The sequence below is a fragment of the Fusibacter paucivorans genome (assembly GCF_018390735.1).
GTDB lineage: Bacteria > Bacillota > Clostridia > Peptostreptococcales > Acidaminobacteraceae > Fusibacter > Fusibacter paucivorans.
The window spans coordinates 58,710-74,465 of record NZ_JAHBCL010000003.1 but is presented as its reverse complement, the minus strand read 5'-3'; the positions used below and the strand labels follow the sequence as shown (position 1 = coordinate 74,465).

At 44.7% G+C, this 15,756-nt stretch carries 13 protein-coding genes; all 13 read left to right on the top strand.

Annotated elements, in window-relative coordinates:
• The first annotated feature begins 14 nt into the window (after positions 1–14).
• Positions 15–536, top strand: coding sequence for a V4R domain-containing protein (locus tag KHM83_RS02515; protein WP_213235337.1), 522 nt, complete (start codon positions 15–17; stop codon positions 534–536).
• Positions 526–1,869 carry a sensor domain-containing diguanylate cyclase gene (locus KHM83_RS02510; protein ID WP_213235336.1) on the top strand — a complete coding sequence of 448 codons (1,344 nt, stop codon included), beginning with the start codon at positions 526–528 and terminating at the stop codon, positions 1,867–1,869. Before KHM83_RS02515 ends, KHM83_RS02510 begins: the two co-directional genes overlap by 11 nt.
• A 28-nt stretch (positions 1,870–1,897) precedes the next feature.
• Positions 1,898–3,109 (top strand): MerR family transcriptional regulator, encoded by a 1,212-nt coding sequence (locus tag KHM83_RS02505; RefSeq protein ID WP_213235335.1) that lies wholly within the window; start codon positions 1,898–1,900, stop codon positions 3,107–3,109.
• A 99-nt stretch (positions 3,110–3,208) separates the two neighbouring features.
• Positions 3,209–4,429, top strand: coding sequence for an MFS transporter (locus tag KHM83_RS02500; RefSeq protein ID WP_213235334.1), 1,221 nt, complete (start codon positions 3,209–3,211; stop codon positions 4,427–4,429).
• 190 nt (positions 4,430–4,619) lie between these two features.
• Positions 4,620–5,660: a TRAP transporter substrate-binding protein gene (locus KHM83_RS02495; protein WP_213235333.1), complete on the top strand. Its 1,041-nt coding sequence runs from the start codon at positions 4,620–4,622 to the stop codon at positions 5,658–5,660.
• Positions 5,661–5,769: 109 nt separating this feature from the next.
• The gene (locus tag KHM83_RS02490) at positions 5,770–6,252 is read left to right on the top strand and encodes a TRAP transporter small permease (protein ID WP_213235332.1); all 483 of its coding nucleotides are present in this window, start codon (positions 5,770–5,772) and stop codon (positions 6,250–6,252) included.
• Entirely contained in the window at positions 6,252–7,565 is a 1,314-nt protein-coding gene (locus KHM83_RS02485; protein ID WP_213235331.1) for a TRAP transporter large permease, read from the top strand. The genes KHM83_RS02490 and KHM83_RS02485 overlap by 1 nt, the downstream gene beginning before the upstream one ends.
• A 48-nt stretch (positions 7,566–7,613) precedes the next feature.
• Positions 7,614–8,441, top strand: coding sequence for an alpha/beta fold hydrolase (locus KHM83_RS02480; protein ID WP_213235330.1), 828 nt, complete (start codon positions 7,614–7,616; stop codon positions 8,439–8,441).
• 65 nt (positions 8,442–8,506) lie between these two features.
• Positions 8,507–9,271 (top strand): IclR family transcriptional regulator, encoded by a 765-nt coding sequence (locus KHM83_RS02475; protein ID WP_213235329.1) that lies wholly within the window; start codon positions 8,507–8,509, stop codon positions 9,269–9,271.
• A gap of 77 nt (positions 9,272–9,348) precedes the next feature.
• On the top strand, positions 9,349–10,128 hold the full coding sequence (locus KHM83_RS02470; protein ID WP_246542834.1) for a 2-keto-4-pentenoate hydratase: 780 nt from the start codon (positions 9,349–9,351) through the stop codon (positions 10,126–10,128).
• 179 nt (positions 10,129–10,307) lie between these two features.
• On the top strand, positions 10,308–11,177 hold the full coding sequence (locus tag KHM83_RS02465; RefSeq protein ID WP_213235328.1) for an acetaldehyde dehydrogenase (acetylating): 870 nt from the start codon (positions 10,308–10,310) through the stop codon (positions 11,175–11,177).
• The gene (dmpG, locus tag KHM83_RS02460) at positions 11,178–12,188 is read left to right on the top strand and encodes a 4-hydroxy-2-oxovalerate aldolase (protein ID WP_213235327.1); all 1,011 of its coding nucleotides are present in this window, start codon (positions 11,178–11,180) and stop codon (positions 12,186–12,188) included.
• 257 nt (positions 12,189–12,445) lie between these two features.
• Positions 12,446–15,691, top strand: a complete 3,246-nt coding sequence (locus KHM83_RS02455; protein WP_213235326.1) for an SNF2-related protein — start codon at positions 12,446–12,448, stop codon at positions 15,689–15,691.
• Positions 15,692–15,756: the final 65 nt, after the last annotated feature.

Here is a 15,756-nt window from a genome sequence, read left to right as displayed (position 1 = left end):
GACGAGGTGAAGTTATGCAAAAATATGCCTTTAAATGGGCAATGCTAGGTGATATTGAAAAAGGCCGTCCCAATTTGGGTGGGACGACGACGGTTGCGACGTATCGTCTGATGCAGTATTGCCTCAGAGATGCCATGGAAAAGCATGTTGGCGCTGAGGTGACAGATCAAATCTTTCAGGAAGCGGGGATGCTTGCGGGCGCAGCAGTGTACAATCAGTTCATTGCGGGCAATCAGGAGCTTAATCCCTTTTTAATGGCGCTAAAGGATATTCTGCTGGATCTTGGCATCGGCATTGTCCGCGTTGAGAAAGCTGATGCTGAGACAGGAGAACTTATTCTCACTGTATCTGAGGATCTTGACTGTTCCGGAGTGCCGGAGACTGGCGAGAGCGTCTGTACTTTTGATGAAGGTTTTATCAAGGCGGTGTTGGAATCTTTTTCCGGCAGAAACTATGATGTCAAAGAAATTGACTGTTGGAGTACAGGTGAAAAAACGTGTCGATTTAGGGCGGTGATTATTGACGATGAAGCATAAAACAACAGAAGCGGTATTCAAGGCATACATAATGTCACTGTTGATGGATCGCGCATTGCCAGAGGCGGTAAAAGAAAATGCTGAAACCGAATGGCATGAGATCATGCAGGATGAGGAATTGCGAGAAATCATCACAGCGGTCATTGGCATTAGAGAAGCGCTTATGCCGCTCAGCGAAGGCGATCTCAGTACGCAGATTGAAGGGCACGGCTACACGATCAGTCTGTTGAAAAAATTGCAGGCATCGCTTAAACACATTGTCTATCAGTCAAATGCTATTTCAGAAGGCAGTTTTGCGCAGAGCATGGATTTCATGGGTGAACTATCCGATGCGTTTAATAAAATGGTTTATAAGCTCGACGATGCCTTTTCGACATCAGAGCGGCATCGACTGAAAGCAGAAGAGAGCGAGCGACGTCATCGATTGCTTGCGGACAATGCGACAGACGTTATCTGGACGATGAATATGGCGGGGCAGTTCACATATATAAGCCCATCAGTTGTGCGCATGAGAGGTTATACGCCTGAGGAAGTTATGACGCATACGCCTGAGCAGACGTTGTGTCCGGGCTCTTTGGAGTATATGGTGGAGGGCTTGCGCGTTGCAAGAGTTCACATTGAATCGGGCTCGCGAATGCCCGTTTTCAGAGGTCAGCTTGAGCAGCCATGCAAAGACGGGAGCACTGTTTGGACAGAAGCAACGATTTCGGGGCTTTATGATGAAGATGGCAAGTTTATCGAACTGCTGGGTATTAGCCGCGACATTACGGCACAGAAGAAACTTGAGGCGGAAATCATTAAAATTTCGACAACGGATAAACTGACGCAGATTTACAACCGCTTAAAAATGGAGAGTTTGCTGGAGAGCGCTTTTAATGATGCATATACGCAGGGGACTTGTTTTCAGGTTGTCATCTTTGATATTGATAAATTTAAGCGGGTCAATGACCGTTATGGCCATCCAACTGGTGATATTGTCCTTGTGGAATTGACACAATATGTGGCACAGGTTATTAGAGCGCATGATAATGTTGCATTCGGCAGATGGGGCGGCGAGGAATTTATGCTGGTCATCAAGGGTATGCAGCTCTCGGAAGCTTCGGTGCTTTTAGAAAAGCTCCGGGCGGGCATTGAAGCTTATGACTACTCGATTTCAGAAAAAGTAACGTGTAGTTTTGGCATCGCACAACTGAGTGTGGGGATGAGTTTGACGGATTTGATTTTACGTGCGGATCAGGCGATGTATCAGGCAAAGAGCAGCGGCCGCAATTGTGTCATCATTGACAATGAAGCGGGCGCCTGCCTTTCCATGGAACGGATTGTTCGCATATAAAAAAGCATCAGTAATGTGTGGGGTGGCTATGAAAATTGGACAATTTGCAAAAGAGAACCATATGACGGTGGATGCGATTAGGCATTATATGTCGATGGATCTCATTTTGCCGATCAAGCGAAGCGGTCAGTATGAATTTGATGATCGGTGTCAGGAAGATCTTCAGGAAGTCGTCTATTTAAAGCGTTTGGGATTTGCGCTTTCTGAAATACAATCTTTGATGTTGATAAAGCGTATGGCAAAACACACGGCCTATGAACGTGCGAACTTTTACCGTGCTTTTTTTGAAAGGCGGCTTGCGTGGATTGACCAAGAGCGAAAGCGATTGAAGCAGATGAAACGGGACATTGAAAAGCATTTGGAACAAGAGGTGGTATTGCCGCCGGTTCCTGCAGAAGAGGGGGTGCCGCTTCAGGCGATGCCGCTGCTGTGTTGTGCAAAATGTCAGTCGGAGCTGATCGTCGAAGCAGGTGTTCTGGCACAAAATCAAATTATTTCAGGTGAAATGGTTTGTCAGTGCGGGGCGCATTACACCATCGAATCCGGTATTGTGTGCGCAGCGGAGACAACACCCCCTAAACGAGATTACCATGAGCTTTCAGTGTATTTGTTGGATTATGTTCAAGAGACGCATTATACTTATTTAAGCCGAATTGTACACGCGCTGGAATGGGTTGACCGTCAGATTGATTTTCAATTTGACGTAGCACTTGAATTAGGGACGGGATCGGGCTTTTTCCTCAGGTATTTTCTCGATCAACTGCCTAAAGATTCGATTTACATTGCCGTAGATTACGATTACGATCGACTAATACAGTTAAAGAGGGCGCTTAGCGGTATTGAATCAAAGCCGAATATACTCTATATTTGTGCCGATTTTCAAGCAATGCCGCTGAAGGCGGGCATTGCTGATTTGCTCGTTGACTATTCCGGCAGCAGCAATTTTGGATTTGAACACGAAGCGTATCTCTTTAACCTGACGCTGCCGTATCTCAAAAAAGATGCGAAGTGGATTGGTGCTTTTATACTCTTTAAAAATTTTGTGTACGGAAGCCGAATTCCGGAAAAATTGAGACATCAGTTTACTGAACAACCAATACTGACGGCACTGGATGCCGCAGGATACAAAGTGGAACACATGTATGAAACGGACGTCGTGACGAAAGGTGGACGCTTTGAGGATTACTTTTTAAAAGGTGAGGCGATCAGCAGTTTAATGACAACGGGAAGATGGGGTTAACCCCATCTTTTTTAGTTTTTTGTTGTAAAAAAACATGAGAACACGTCTTGTCATGGGGTTTTGACGATGGCGTATGATGTTTCAAAAGGAGGTTTTAACATGCTTTCAGAAACAGCTATTACGCCATTGATTTCACGTCGAAATCAATACCTATTTATAGGCGGCAACGGTATTTCCATCATTGGAACGGCGCTTTATACGTTTGCGATCAGCCTTTATGTCCTGAATACGACGGGATCGAGTCAGCAATTTGCCATTACCCTTGCATTGGGCGTCATGCCGCGCGTGCTGCTCTCGCCGATTGCAGGTGTCATATTGGATCGTACCGACAAAAAGAGAATGGCGGTGATCATGGATATCGTCAATATAATTTGGATGGCCATATTACTGGCATTGCCGACGCTTTCCATAACCGCTATCTATGCGGTCACTTTTGGGGTCAACGTCACCAGTGTTTTTTACGGAATGGCTTCCGAAATCATGAAGCCGATGATCGTAATGCCCGAGGAATTGATACACCTCAATGGTGTTGCAAAAGTCATTGATGGGTTGGCTTCTGTCGTGGCCCCTCTAATGGGCGGCGTGCTGATACTGTCTATGTCGATTAAAACGTTTATTCTAGCAAATGCCGTGAGTTTTGGCATATCAGCAGTATGCACTGCGGCAATGCAGCTGCGGCGTGAAGCAGAAAAGACGCATGAGATCCAGCGCTTTGGTACGGCGCTTAAAGAAGGGATCGCTTATCTATTCGCCGATACCAACATGCGCTATATGTTTCTCGTCTTTCTGAATTTGAATTTTTACTTGGGCATAGCAGTTGAAGTGCCGATCCCGGTAATTCTCAATCAAATATTTGAGGTGACTCCCAAAGCCTATGGATTTGTCAACAGTGGTTTTCCAATTGGACTCGTCATTGGCGCACTCATGTTGGAACGATTTAATCCGCATATGCAAATCTGGTGTCTTTTAAAGCGTATGAATGCGCTGATGACACTTGTCATAGTCTGTATGGCACTGCCGTTGATCGGCGTATTTCAAATTGCGGTTACACCCTACTACTTTACCCTGATGACAGCGCTTGGATTTTGCATCAGCTATGTGGATATTACCATTATGGTCTACTTGCAGACTGAAGTCCCGGCCGCTATACGCGGAAGAGTTCTCGGCATTATGATGAGCTTTGTCAAGCTTATTCTGCCGATTGGCCTCGTGTTATCAGGCATATTAACTGCCAGAATGCCTGTCGCCTATGTTGTCTTAATGGGTGCCGCAGTGGCATTCGTAACGAACGTGATGATACGAAATGTAAAATCGTCATAAATTTTAGAAATGGGTATTTACAAAAAAGTAAATTCATCATATAATAATTACGAACAGCGTTCGGCAATATCAAACGAACGCTTTTATAAAATCAATATGCGAGAACGCTGTTTGATAATGCTGAATACAGGAGGTGAATTGTTCGTTTTTTGCAATAAGTGGGGCAAGAATTTTAGGGAGGTTATGAGTGATGAAAAGATTTTTAAGTTTTGTATTCATTTTTGTAATGATCTTAAGCTTTGTGACGGGCTGTGGCAGCAATAACGACAGCGCGGCAAGTACATCTACTGCTCAGGCAACAACGGAGACGAGTACATCCGGCGAACCGGTTGTATTAAAACTTGGTCATATTGCAAATCCCGATACGGCATATGACAATTTTGCACATGAATTCAAACGTTTAATTGAAGAAGGATCAAATGGGAAATATGAAATTGATATTTATCCGAGCGGACAATTGGGGGTCGATCGTGAATTAATGGAATCGCTTCAAATTGGCAACGTTGACTTAACCGTTATCACAGCGTCGGATATTAATCAGTTTGTACCGGATATGGCCGTTCAGGATTTGCCATATTTATTTAGAGACTGGGATCACGTTGAAAAGTTTCTCGATTCAGATGTGGCGCAAGAGTTTTTCGGCTTAACGGATGAAGTTAACATGACGACACTTGGCTTTATGCCAAGGGGCTTTAGACATGTGACGAGTAATGTCGAACCGATTTACGCGCCTGAGCAGCTTAAAAACTTAAAGATTCGCGTTGCTGAAAGTGAAATCTATATTGAAACGTTTAAGGCGCTTGGTGCAAATGCGCAGGCAATGGCATGGAGTGAGGTCTTTACAGCACTTCAACAGGGGACCATTGATGCGCATGAGAATACCATCGTCACAACACGAGACTACAAGATTAACGAAGTTCAAAAATACGTATCGGAAACGGGGCACTTCTTTGCCTTTGCAGCCCTTCAAATGAACAGCAACCTTTTGAACGGCATGAGTGAAGAAGATCAGGCATTGTTCCGTGAATCGGGACTTGAAGCGGCGAAAAAACTTGGTGAAGAACAGAAAAATGACGAGGCTTCCGCTAAGGCAGAGTTGATCGACCTCGGCATGAGTTTTAATGAAGTTGATGATAAGACAGCTTTTGAAGCATTGGTTTCACCAGTTTACGACGAGTTTTTTGAGACACACGACAAAAAGTACTTTGACGCTATTAAAAACATCCAGTAGTATCTGATAGCTCAGCGTCTTTGCTGCGTGCACATACTTAATGAATAATCACATATTGACAGCGCGAAGGAGGACGCTGAGGTTTCCATAGTGTATAAGGAGGCCGGCATTGGTTTTTATCAATAAATTGAGTCATTGGCTGAATAAAATCAGCGGTTATTTCTTGGTATTTTGTTTCGGTTTAATGACGATTACGTATTTTGGTCAAGTCTTGCTTCGATATGTTTTTCAGACGGGGCTTCACTGGACAGAGGAATTAACGCGTTATACGAATATCGCCATGGTTATGGTAGGCTCGGCGATGCTTGCAGGCCAGCATAAGCACATTAATGTCAGTGCGCTGGAGATGATGCTGCCGGAGTCGCTTCGAAAATATCTTTATATTTTTCAACAGTTGCTGAGTTTGATATTTTTCGGTGTTGTTGTCAAGATTTCACTGGATATGGTGGCACTTGCAGGGACACAGGTGTCGACGAATATGCGTGTTCCAATGGCATATGTTTACAGCATTTTTACCGTCGCCTTTGCCATATCGGTATTTCAGGTGATCGTCTATATCCTAAATTTACTCGTTAAACGGGAGGTGCAGTAATGGGAGGTATTCTATTTATTACCGCACTGCTCTTATTGGTGCTAGGTGCGCCGATTGTCGTCGCACTGGGGCTGGCATCATGGCTATTTATTGCATTTAATGATATTCAAAGTGTTGTTATTATTCAGAAATTATTTGCCGGCATTGATTCGGCGGCGCTGCTGGCAGTTCCATTTTTTATCTTGGCAGGTGATCTGATGAACCGCGGCGGCATTGCCAAGCGAATCGTCAACATGGTCAGCGGTTTTGTCGGGAATATTCATGGCGGCATGGGGATCGTAGCTGTTATTGCCTGTATGTTTTTTGCGGCGATTTCAGGCAGTGGTATCGCCACTGCGGCTGCCATTGGTTCTGTTACATTGGTGGGCATGAAAAAGGCCGGTTATGACCCTGCATTTAGTGCAACGGTCGTCGCAGCAGCGAGTCCGATCGGTATCATTATTCCGCCGAGTATTGCATACATTATCTACGCCGTGCTCGCAAAAGTTTCTGTTGCAGATATGTATAAAGTGGGGATTCCAGCAGGGGTCATCATGGGCATTGCATTGATCTTACCAACATATCTGATTGCGAAAAAGCGTGACTATATGTCAAAAGCAGCTGAAATCGCAGCGGTTGACGCTGCTGCATTAGAAGACAGCGGTCTAGAAGCACAAGCATTGAAACCGAAAGGATTCAAAGCGTTTATTGATTCTGCATGGGCACTTGGAACGCCTATTATTATCGTCGGCGGCGTCTTTGCAGGTATTTTTACACCAACAGAATCGGCAGTTGTTGCCGTAGTATATTCGATTATCATCGGGATTTTTGTTTATAAAGAAATGTCATTTAAAGATTTGCCATCCATTTTTCTGGGTTCGGCGATTTCAACTGCGGGTATTATGATTATTATGGCTGCGGCGGCATTATTTGCATGGGTGATGGTTTATGTGAAAATTCCTCAGACCATTCTTAACTCTGTTCTGGGATTGACGCAAAGCAAAGTGCTGATCCTGTTGCTGCTCAATGGCATTGTACTCATTGCCGGCATGTTTATGGAATCGGGTTCTATACAATATATACTGGTGCCGATTGCGCTGCCGATTGCAAAGGCGCTGGGGATTGATCCCGTCCATTTTGGCATTATCTTAGCGACGAACCTCGCCATTGGCATGTTGACACCGCCTTTTGGCATTACGTTGTTTACATCGGCGCGTGTTTTTGATACGAGTATACAGGCGGTCTCGTTGCAGACGCTGCCATATCTCATAGCGCTGATTGCCGCACTGATGCTCATTACCTTTATGCCACAGACAGTCATGTGGATTGTATGATTTTAGCGTGTACAAAATTTATTTATAAATCAAGCAAGGAGGATTACAATGCAAAATCAAAGAGATGAAATTTCAAAATCAATTAAAACCGGCGATTTCATGACCAATTATCATGATTACGGTGAAGGTTTTCCGCTGCTGTTGATTCATGGTTCCGGACCGGGGGTCTCCGCATGGGCAAACTGGCGATTGGTATTGCCGGTGCTCTCTGATAAACGACGTGTTCTGGCGCCGGATATGGTGGGTTTTGGTTATACGGAAAGGCCGGAAGGCATTGTGTACAGCATGGATGTCTGGATGAAACAGGCAATTGATTTTCTCGATGCCATGGGGATTGAAAAAACGGATGTCGTTGGCAATTCCTTTGGCGGTTCCATGGCACTGGCACTAGCGATCCATCATCCGGAACGCGTGCGAAAAATCGTTCTAATGGGTGCGATGGGTGTTGATTTCCCAATTACGTACGGTCTGGATTTCGTATGGGGTTATGAACCGTCTGTTGAAACGATGGCAAAAGTACTGGATCTCTTTGTCGTCGACAAATCTTTTCTTTCTGACCAGCTTGCAGAAATGCGCTATCATGCCAGTGTTGAGCCGGGCTTCCAAGAAGCGTTCTCTTCCATGTTCCCATGGCCTAGACAATTTAGCGTTAAAGCGATGGCACATGATGAAGCGCTGATCAAGACGATACCGCATAAGACATTAATTGTTCACGGACGCGAAGATGCCGTTATTCCTCTGGAGAACTCCGTGCGTTTAAACAACCTCATTAAGAATTCGGAACTCCATGTCTTCGGCCTTTGCGGTCACTGGACGCAGATTGAACAAACTAAGAAGTTTAACGACTTGGTCGATTTGTTCCTTAGCCAAGAATAGCCCTTTATTTGACGGATGATCTATGTTAAGATAAAAGGGAAAATTTAGTTAACGAGGCAAAGATTATGGCAGCAGCGGGAAAAGTTCAATCAATCGAACGTGCGATTAAAATCCTCAATTGTTTTTCAGAAAGGCATTCTGAACTCAAATTGACGGAGATTGCAGATATGTTAGATCTCAATAAAAGTACGATCCACGGCATTATTAATACGCTCAAGGATGGTGGTCTTATTGACCAAAATGAGGAAAATCAAAAATACCGACTTGGATTGAACCTTGTACACTATGCGGCGCAGGTCTTAAAAAGCCTTGATGTTCGAAAAGTTGCAGAACCAGTTATACGACAATTGTGTGATGAGGTGAACGAAACGGTGCATCTCGGTGTCCTAGACGGTAAGGAAATCGTCTATATCGACAAAATGGAATCCAATCAGTCGATACGAATTTTTACATCTATTGGGACGCGGTATCATGCTTATTGCACGGCAATTGGAAAATCGATTTTATCCGATTATACTGATGAGGCCATCGAACGCTTGCTGCCGGATGTTCTGCCGCAGTATACGAAGACCACGAAAACTTCTAAAGAAGCTATTTTGGCAGAGATTGACGAAGTGAGGCATAATGGTTACGCACTTGACCTCGAAGAAAATGTCGAAGGCCTTAAGTGTGTTGGTGCACCGATCTACAATCATGAAGGCCATGTGAAGTATAGTATCAGCGTCTCGGGGCCGATACAACGGATGACGGATGAAAAGACGGCGATGATTATCGAACGCATAAAAATCGCGGCACAGGAAATATCAAAAAAAATTGGTTATATTCAATAGTGCAGGCATTTAGCCTGCTCTATTTAAACCAAATAGTCAGAACGCAGTTCGGCAATAACGAATTATAGGAGGCGACCATGCTTACAAAAGAAAAAATTGCACAGCTCGCAATGATGCTGAGACAGGCTGAAATCGAAGTAAAACCCATTGAACCGCTCTCTGAGACCGATTCGCTCCAAGAAGCGGATTCCTATGAGATTCAAAAGATTAACATTGATGCGAAATGTGCAGAGGGCATGAAGATTGTCGGTAAAAAGATCGGATTGACGTCGAAACCAATGCAGGATATGTTTGGCGTCAACACACCTGATTTTGGCTATTTGCTTGATACGATGATTAGCAAAAACGGTGAATTTAAAAGTGATACGCTGCTTCAACCGCGTGTAGAGGCGGAGATTGCCTTTGTACTGAAAGAAGACTTGATGGGACCGGAAGTGACGGTTGAAGCGGTTTTAGAGGCAACTGATTATGTAGTTGCTTCTTTTGAAATTGTCGACAGCCGCATTCGTGACTGGAAGATCAAAATCGCAGATACCATCGCAGATAATGCTTCTTCAGGACGTTATGTTTTGGCATCAAAACGCGTTGATCCCAAGCAAACAGATCTTAGGGCGATCGAGATGTCACTTTATAAAAACGATGTACTTGTCAACAGTGGTGAAGGCAGTGCGGCGCTTGGTCACCCTGCTTACTGCGTTGCGTGGCTGGCCAATAAAATGTCGACTTATGGCGTGCCGCTGAAAAAAGGTGAAGTCGTTTTATCAGGTGCGCTATCGGCTGCCGTTCCAGCTGCCAAAGGCGATACTTTTAAAGCGACGTTTTCAGAACTTGGCACCGTGACGGCGACGTTTGTCTAGTGTCATTAAGAAAACATGACAGCTTGCGAGTGTATGGCGGTTTGTAAACGCATGCGTGTTTGTGAGAGTGATTGTAACGGCAGAACATTCTCTAATAATCTCTAAAGGCACAATAACTTATCACAGCGCAATTGTTTGTGACCGTCAGTCATAGCGTTGTCATGATATAAGGAGAGAACATGAAAAAAGCAAAAGTAGCGATTATCGGTCCGGGCAATATCGGCACGGATCTGTTATATAAGATTAAGCGCAATCCCTATCTGGAACTCGTGATGGTGGTTGGCATTAAGGAATCCCAAGGGACGGAAATTGCCCGCCAAGAGGGCATTGATGTGACGACGAATGGGATAGACGATTTGTTGAAGCGCGATGATGTGGATATCGTCTTCGATTCAACCGGTGCGGGACCACATTTAAAGCATGCACCGCTATTAAAGGAAAAAGGTATTTTCGCGCTGGATTTGACGCCGGCAGCAGTAGGGCCTTATGTCGTTCCGGCGGTCAACTTGGATGATGATCTTTTGACGCATGAAAACCTCAATATGGTAACCTGCGGCGGCCAAGCGACTGTGCCCATCGCAGCAGCTATTAACGCTGTGGCAGATGTTAGCTATGCTGAAGTTATTTCATCGGTTTCCAGTAAAAGCGCCGGACCGGGAACGCGTCAAAATATTGATGAATTTACCGAGACGACCAAACATGCGCTTGAAAAAGTGGCCGGTGCGGACAAGGCAAAAGTCATTATTGTCCTAAATCCAGCTGAACCGCCAATTTATATGCGCAATACGATTTATACAAAAGTCAAAAATCCGGATATTGACCTGATTACCAAAAGTGTTGAAGCGATGGTTGAAAAACTTAAAAAATATGTACCGGGCTATACGCTGCTCATGGCGCCAATCATTAAAGACGACATCGTGACGACGATGATTCAGGTTGAAGGCCTCGGTGATTTCCTGCCGGTTTACGCAGGGAATCTCGATATTATCAATGCAGCAGCAATAGAGGTCGCTGAACACTATGCCGTTAAGAAACTGGGGGTGAAATAGATGCGGAAAGTTATGTTAACGGATACAACACTGCGAGACGGCAGTCACTCGGTTTCACATCAGTATTCTCTTGAGGACATGAAGAAAATTGCCATGGCACTTGATGAAGCGGGCATTGACCTGATTGAAATCGGTCACGGCGATGGCTTGAACGGTCAATCGCTGAATTATGGTTTTGCGGCGCATACAGATCTCGAATACGTTAAAGCGGTTGCCGGGGTTCTTAAAAATGCAAAACTGACGGTGCTTCTCGTACCGGGGATCGGCTTGATTGAAGATCTAGAAGCTGTACGTGAAGCTGGGGTCAAAGCGGTTCGCGTTGCAACCCATGTAACGGAAGCGGATGTTGCTGAGCAGCATATTAAAGCCGCTAAGAAAATGGGACTCTTTACAGTGGGCTTTTTAATGATGTCGCATATGGCATCAAAGGAAATTATTCTGCAAGAAGCGCAAAAGATGGAAAGCTATGGCGCTGATGTGGTCTATGTTACCGACTCTGCCGGTGCAATGCTGCCGGATGAGGTATTTGAAAAAGTGGCTTATCTCAAATCGCATTTAAAGGTGCCGGTTGGACATCATTCCCATAACAATCTCGGCTTGGCGGTTGCCAATAGCGTTAAGGCTTATGAGGCGGGAGCAGACTATTTGGACGGATCACTCATCGGCCTAGGTGCCGGTGCGGGCAATTGTCCGACTGAAGCGCTGGTTGCTGTTTTGGAGCGACTTGACATTCCTAAAAATGTTGATTTGTACAGTATTATTGATGCTGGCGATAAAGTGTTGATTCCGATTTTAGAAGCGCATCAAAAACCGCTTCCGCGTATGAATTCCGATTCCCTCATTATTGGTTATGCAGGCGTCTATTCTAGCTTTATGCTGCATGCTCGCAATGCCGCCAACCGATTTGGGGTCGATGCCCGTGACGTCTTGATCGAACTCGGCAAGAAGAAAGCCGTCGGCGGTCAGGAAGACTGGATTATTGAAGTGGCGCACCAACTTGCGAATAAGTAATTTGATATTTCCCCAATCCTCCGATACAAGAGCACCCGCGTCCGTCAACGCGCAGGTGCTCTTTAATTTTTTGTCATATTTTGCGGAAAACGACCAATGAAGCGCGATGCTACAGGAGGATTATCCATAAAAGCGTTAATAATGTGTTTTAGAATGGGTATAAACTTTTAAGCGGTTACTTTTATCAACATGTTTATTTTGATAAGATAAGTGTAGGGGATAGCAGTAGATCCGATGAGAATGGTGGCGATTTAATCATGAAATATAATTTAAGCAAGCCTTTGATTAAGCAGATTGTTGACAGTCAGGAAATATGGCTCATGGGCTATGAAATATTCCGGCGGTCAGGCGTCCATATCGTCGAGGGCTTAAATGCGACACATATGCGTGCACTGGTTGAAGACCGCGGCGCTTTTGATGTCAGTTTGACATTCAGCAAACTGGGAGAACTTCTGCACTATCGCTGTTCCTGTCAGCGCGTAGGCCTCAGCAAGAAAATATGTGAACATTGTACTGCTGTCTTGCTTCAAATTACAGAAGACGGCGATTTGCTGAGGAGAGTGGATTCGGAAGAACTGCCGTGGCCGTTTAGCGATCATACCATCGTTGAGGCCGAGCATTACGGTGAGATAACCCATGCAGAAGATGCTGAGACTTCTTTTAGAGAAGCGAAAGCGATCGTCGAAGATGTTAAAGCGCTGCGGTTTATCACGGCTTTTGAAGACATTAAAAAGCGCTATGATATGATGCCGATACGGCTCAGGGCGTACATAGAATGGCTCAAATGTGAGGCGTTTCCAGTAGCGCTTTCATTAAAAATTGGAACTTCTCAATTGTATAATATTAAAGATGTTCCGGGTTTCGCGGAAGCTTTTGTCAACGGAACAGAAATCTATTACGGTAAGTCTTTTACCTTTAATCCTCAAAAACACTGCATTGCCAATCGGGAGTTGCAGCTTTTTGAGTTTGTCCAAGATCTCGTAGGGGATCAGGTGCTCTATAAGACGGAAATGGTGCACAAGCAGAAATTGCGTATGACGAGTTATCGCTTTAGACAGTTTATTGATCTCTGTATGGCGTTTGATATCCCAATCTACGAGAAAGTTACGGAGAAGCGTATTCATATTGAGGACCAATTGCCTGCGCTCACTTTTGATATTGAAAGCGAGTCGACATACATAACCATTGGGACGACGCTCTTTGAACAATTTGAATTTGCGGACACAGAGGGTTTCTTTTTAAGGAACCGTGAAAATCAGCTTTATAAGATTCCCTATAGACTGCAAAAGATCTTTATGATATTAATGGCGAACGATCAATTTCCGAAAGTGCCAATGGTGCATGCTCAGCGCGTGTTGGATACCATAATCCCTGCACTTAAACGCGTTGGCACTGTCGTATACGGTGAAAGCCTGAAAACGCACTTAATTGACGCGTCAATGCAATGTCAGGTTTACATCGACTATAAAGAAAAAGCAGTTCACATTAAACCCATTTGTCAGTACGGTGAGGTGCGATTTAATCCGTTGTCGCAGAAATTTGAAAATAGGCCAAACGGCCAACTTTGTATACGGGATCATGAAGCAGAAATTCGTTTCTTGGCGCGTTTTGACAGCGAGGTGTTTTTACCGGTCGTCGATACGTATCGCATTATTCGGGAACAGCACATTTACGATTTTCTCGCGACAACGCTGCGGGAATGGTTGCAGGAGATACAGGTCTACTCGACGAAACGGTTTAAGCGCAAACGCGTTATTGAGCCCGCACAGCTGACACAGCGCGTTCGCATTAGCGAGAAACTGGACTATCTGGAATTTCATGCAGACTTGGAAGGCGTTTCTCAAGAGGAACTAAAAAGAATTCTAAAAGCATATCGAGAACATAAACAGTACTATCTGTTAAAAAATGGTGCTTACCTATCGCTTGAAAAACTGAATTTAGACGTATTGGATCAAACAATTTCACATTTTGGCATTAAGCAGAGCGCCTTAGGCAAGCCGCTAATGCTGCCGCTTTCAGCAGCTTATTATCTAGGTGATAAATTACAGGATGAAGGCAGAGAAACGATTGATGCCTTTTTTGCCCGCATTCAAGCACTCAACGAAGAACCCGTTAAATTACCGGATGCGTTGATGCAGGTTTTAAGACCTTATCAAATTAGAGGCGTACAGTGGCTGTCCAGTCTTTCAAAACTTAATCTCGGCGGTATACTGGCCGATGATATGGGGTTGGGTAAAACGCTCCAAATTCTTGCGTATCTGATGGATCAGCGGCAGGCGTTAAAAGGAAAGCGCACCCTCATTGTGGCGCCGACATCACTGATATACAATTGGGGGCATGAAATCGAGAAATTCACAAAGGGGCTCACATATGATGTGGTCGTTGGTTCGCAAGATGATCGCAAGCGCATTGTGACAAACAGCCAATCGATGATTTGGATTACGTCTTACGGCAGTTTACGTCGTGATTTGCACTTATACGAAGCGGAGCGCTTTTTCAGTGTTATACTCGATGAAGCACAACATATTAAAAACGAAGGATCTCTTGGTGCGAAAGTAGTCAAACAGCTTACGGCTGACCATCGTTTTGCCGTAACGGGAACGCCGATTGAGAATAACTTAGGGGAGCTCTGGTCTATCTTTGACTTCATATTGCCAAAACACCTCGGCAGCCGGAGTTATTTTAAACAGGCTTTTGAAAAGCCGCTTGCCGGAGAACAGCGTGAAACGGCTCAAGCAGAATTGAAGCAGCTTATTACGCCGTTTATTTTAAGGCGTATTAAAAGGGATGTTTTAAAGGAATTGCCGGATAAATTTGAAAGTCATGTTTATGTAGGGATGACAGAAGAACAAAAATTGCTGTACCATGCAACACTATCACGATTGAGAGGAGAGTTTGGACAAGGTGGCGATGTTAATCGCATTCGCATGCTTGCGGGTCTGACGCGTCTGCGGCAGATTTGCTGCCATCCCGGCGCGTACCTTGATGATTATCATGGCGGAAGCGGCAAACTTGACGCGCTGGTTGAAACGCTTGATCAATTGTCCGAGGGTGGACACAGTGTATTGGTATTTTCTCAGTTTACTTCTGTCTTGAGATTGATTAAAGCGACGATTCACCAATCTTATTTTTATATGGACGGCAAGACGTCGCCGGAAGATCGTATGACATTGGTGGATCGGTTTAACAGCGGTGAGCGGAGTGTATTTCTAATATCGCTTAAAGCTGGGGGGACAGGGCTAAACCTGATTGGTGCAGATACCGTGATTCACTTTGACCCGTGGTGGAATCCTGCCGTTGAGCAACAGGCGACGGATCGTGCGCATCGCATTGGGCAGGTTCAAAATGTTCACGTTATCAAACTAATTGCTCAAAATACGATCGAAGAAAAAATTCAAAAGCTGCAGCAGCAAAAGCAGCAATTAATTGATGATTTTATCAAGCCGGGTGAAACATTTATTTCGAAACTATCAGAGGTGGAGCTGCAGTTGCTGTTCTCTTGACGTGGGGTTATTCGCCGCGTTTATGTAAAGCAAGCGGTACTTCTCTGAACATGGCGGTCATGCGA

Bases quoted from the DNA above. Each gene is read 5' to 3' on its own strand.
- KHM83_RS02470 (WP_246542834.1), top strand. From the start codon at position 9,349: ATGCTTACAAAAGAAAAAATTGCACAGCTCGCAATGATGCTGAGACAG.
- KHM83_RS02505 (WP_213235335.1), top strand. From the start codon at position 1,898: ATGAAAATTGGACAATTTGCAAAAGAGAACCATATGACGGTGGATGCG.
- dmpG (WP_213235327.1), top strand. From the start codon at position 11,178: ATGCGGAAAGTTATGTTAACGGATACAACACTGCGAGACGGCAGTCAC.
- KHM83_RS02485 (WP_213235331.1), top strand. From the start codon at position 6,252: ATGGGAGGTATTCTATTTATTACCGCACTGCTCTTATTGGTGCTAGGT.
- KHM83_RS02495 (WP_213235333.1), top strand. From the start codon at position 4,620: ATGAAAAGATTTTTAAGTTTTGTATTCATTTTTGTAATGATCTTAAGC.
- KHM83_RS02510 (WP_213235336.1), top strand. From the start codon at position 526: ATGAAGCATAAAACAACAGAAGCGGTATTCAAGGCATACATAATGTCA.
- KHM83_RS02480 (WP_213235330.1), top strand. From the start codon at position 7,614: ATGCAAAATCAAAGAGATGAAATTTCAAAATCAATTAAAACCGGCGAT.
- KHM83_RS02455 (WP_213235326.1), top strand. From the start codon at position 12,446: ATGAAATATAATTTAAGCAAGCCTTTGATTAAGCAGATTGTTGACAGT.
- KHM83_RS02475 (WP_213235329.1), top strand. From the start codon at position 8,507: ATGGCAGCAGCGGGAAAAGTTCAATCAATCGAACGTGCGATTAAAATC.
- KHM83_RS02465 (WP_213235328.1), top strand. From the start codon at position 10,308: ATGAAAAAAGCAAAAGTAGCGATTATCGGTCCGGGCAATATCGGCACG.
- KHM83_RS02500 (WP_213235334.1), top strand. From the start codon at position 3,209: ATGCTTTCAGAAACAGCTATTACGCCATTGATTTCACGTCGAAATCAA.
- KHM83_RS02515 (WP_213235337.1), top strand. From the start codon at position 15: ATGCAAAAATATGCCTTTAAATGGGCAATGCTAGGTGATATTGAAAAA.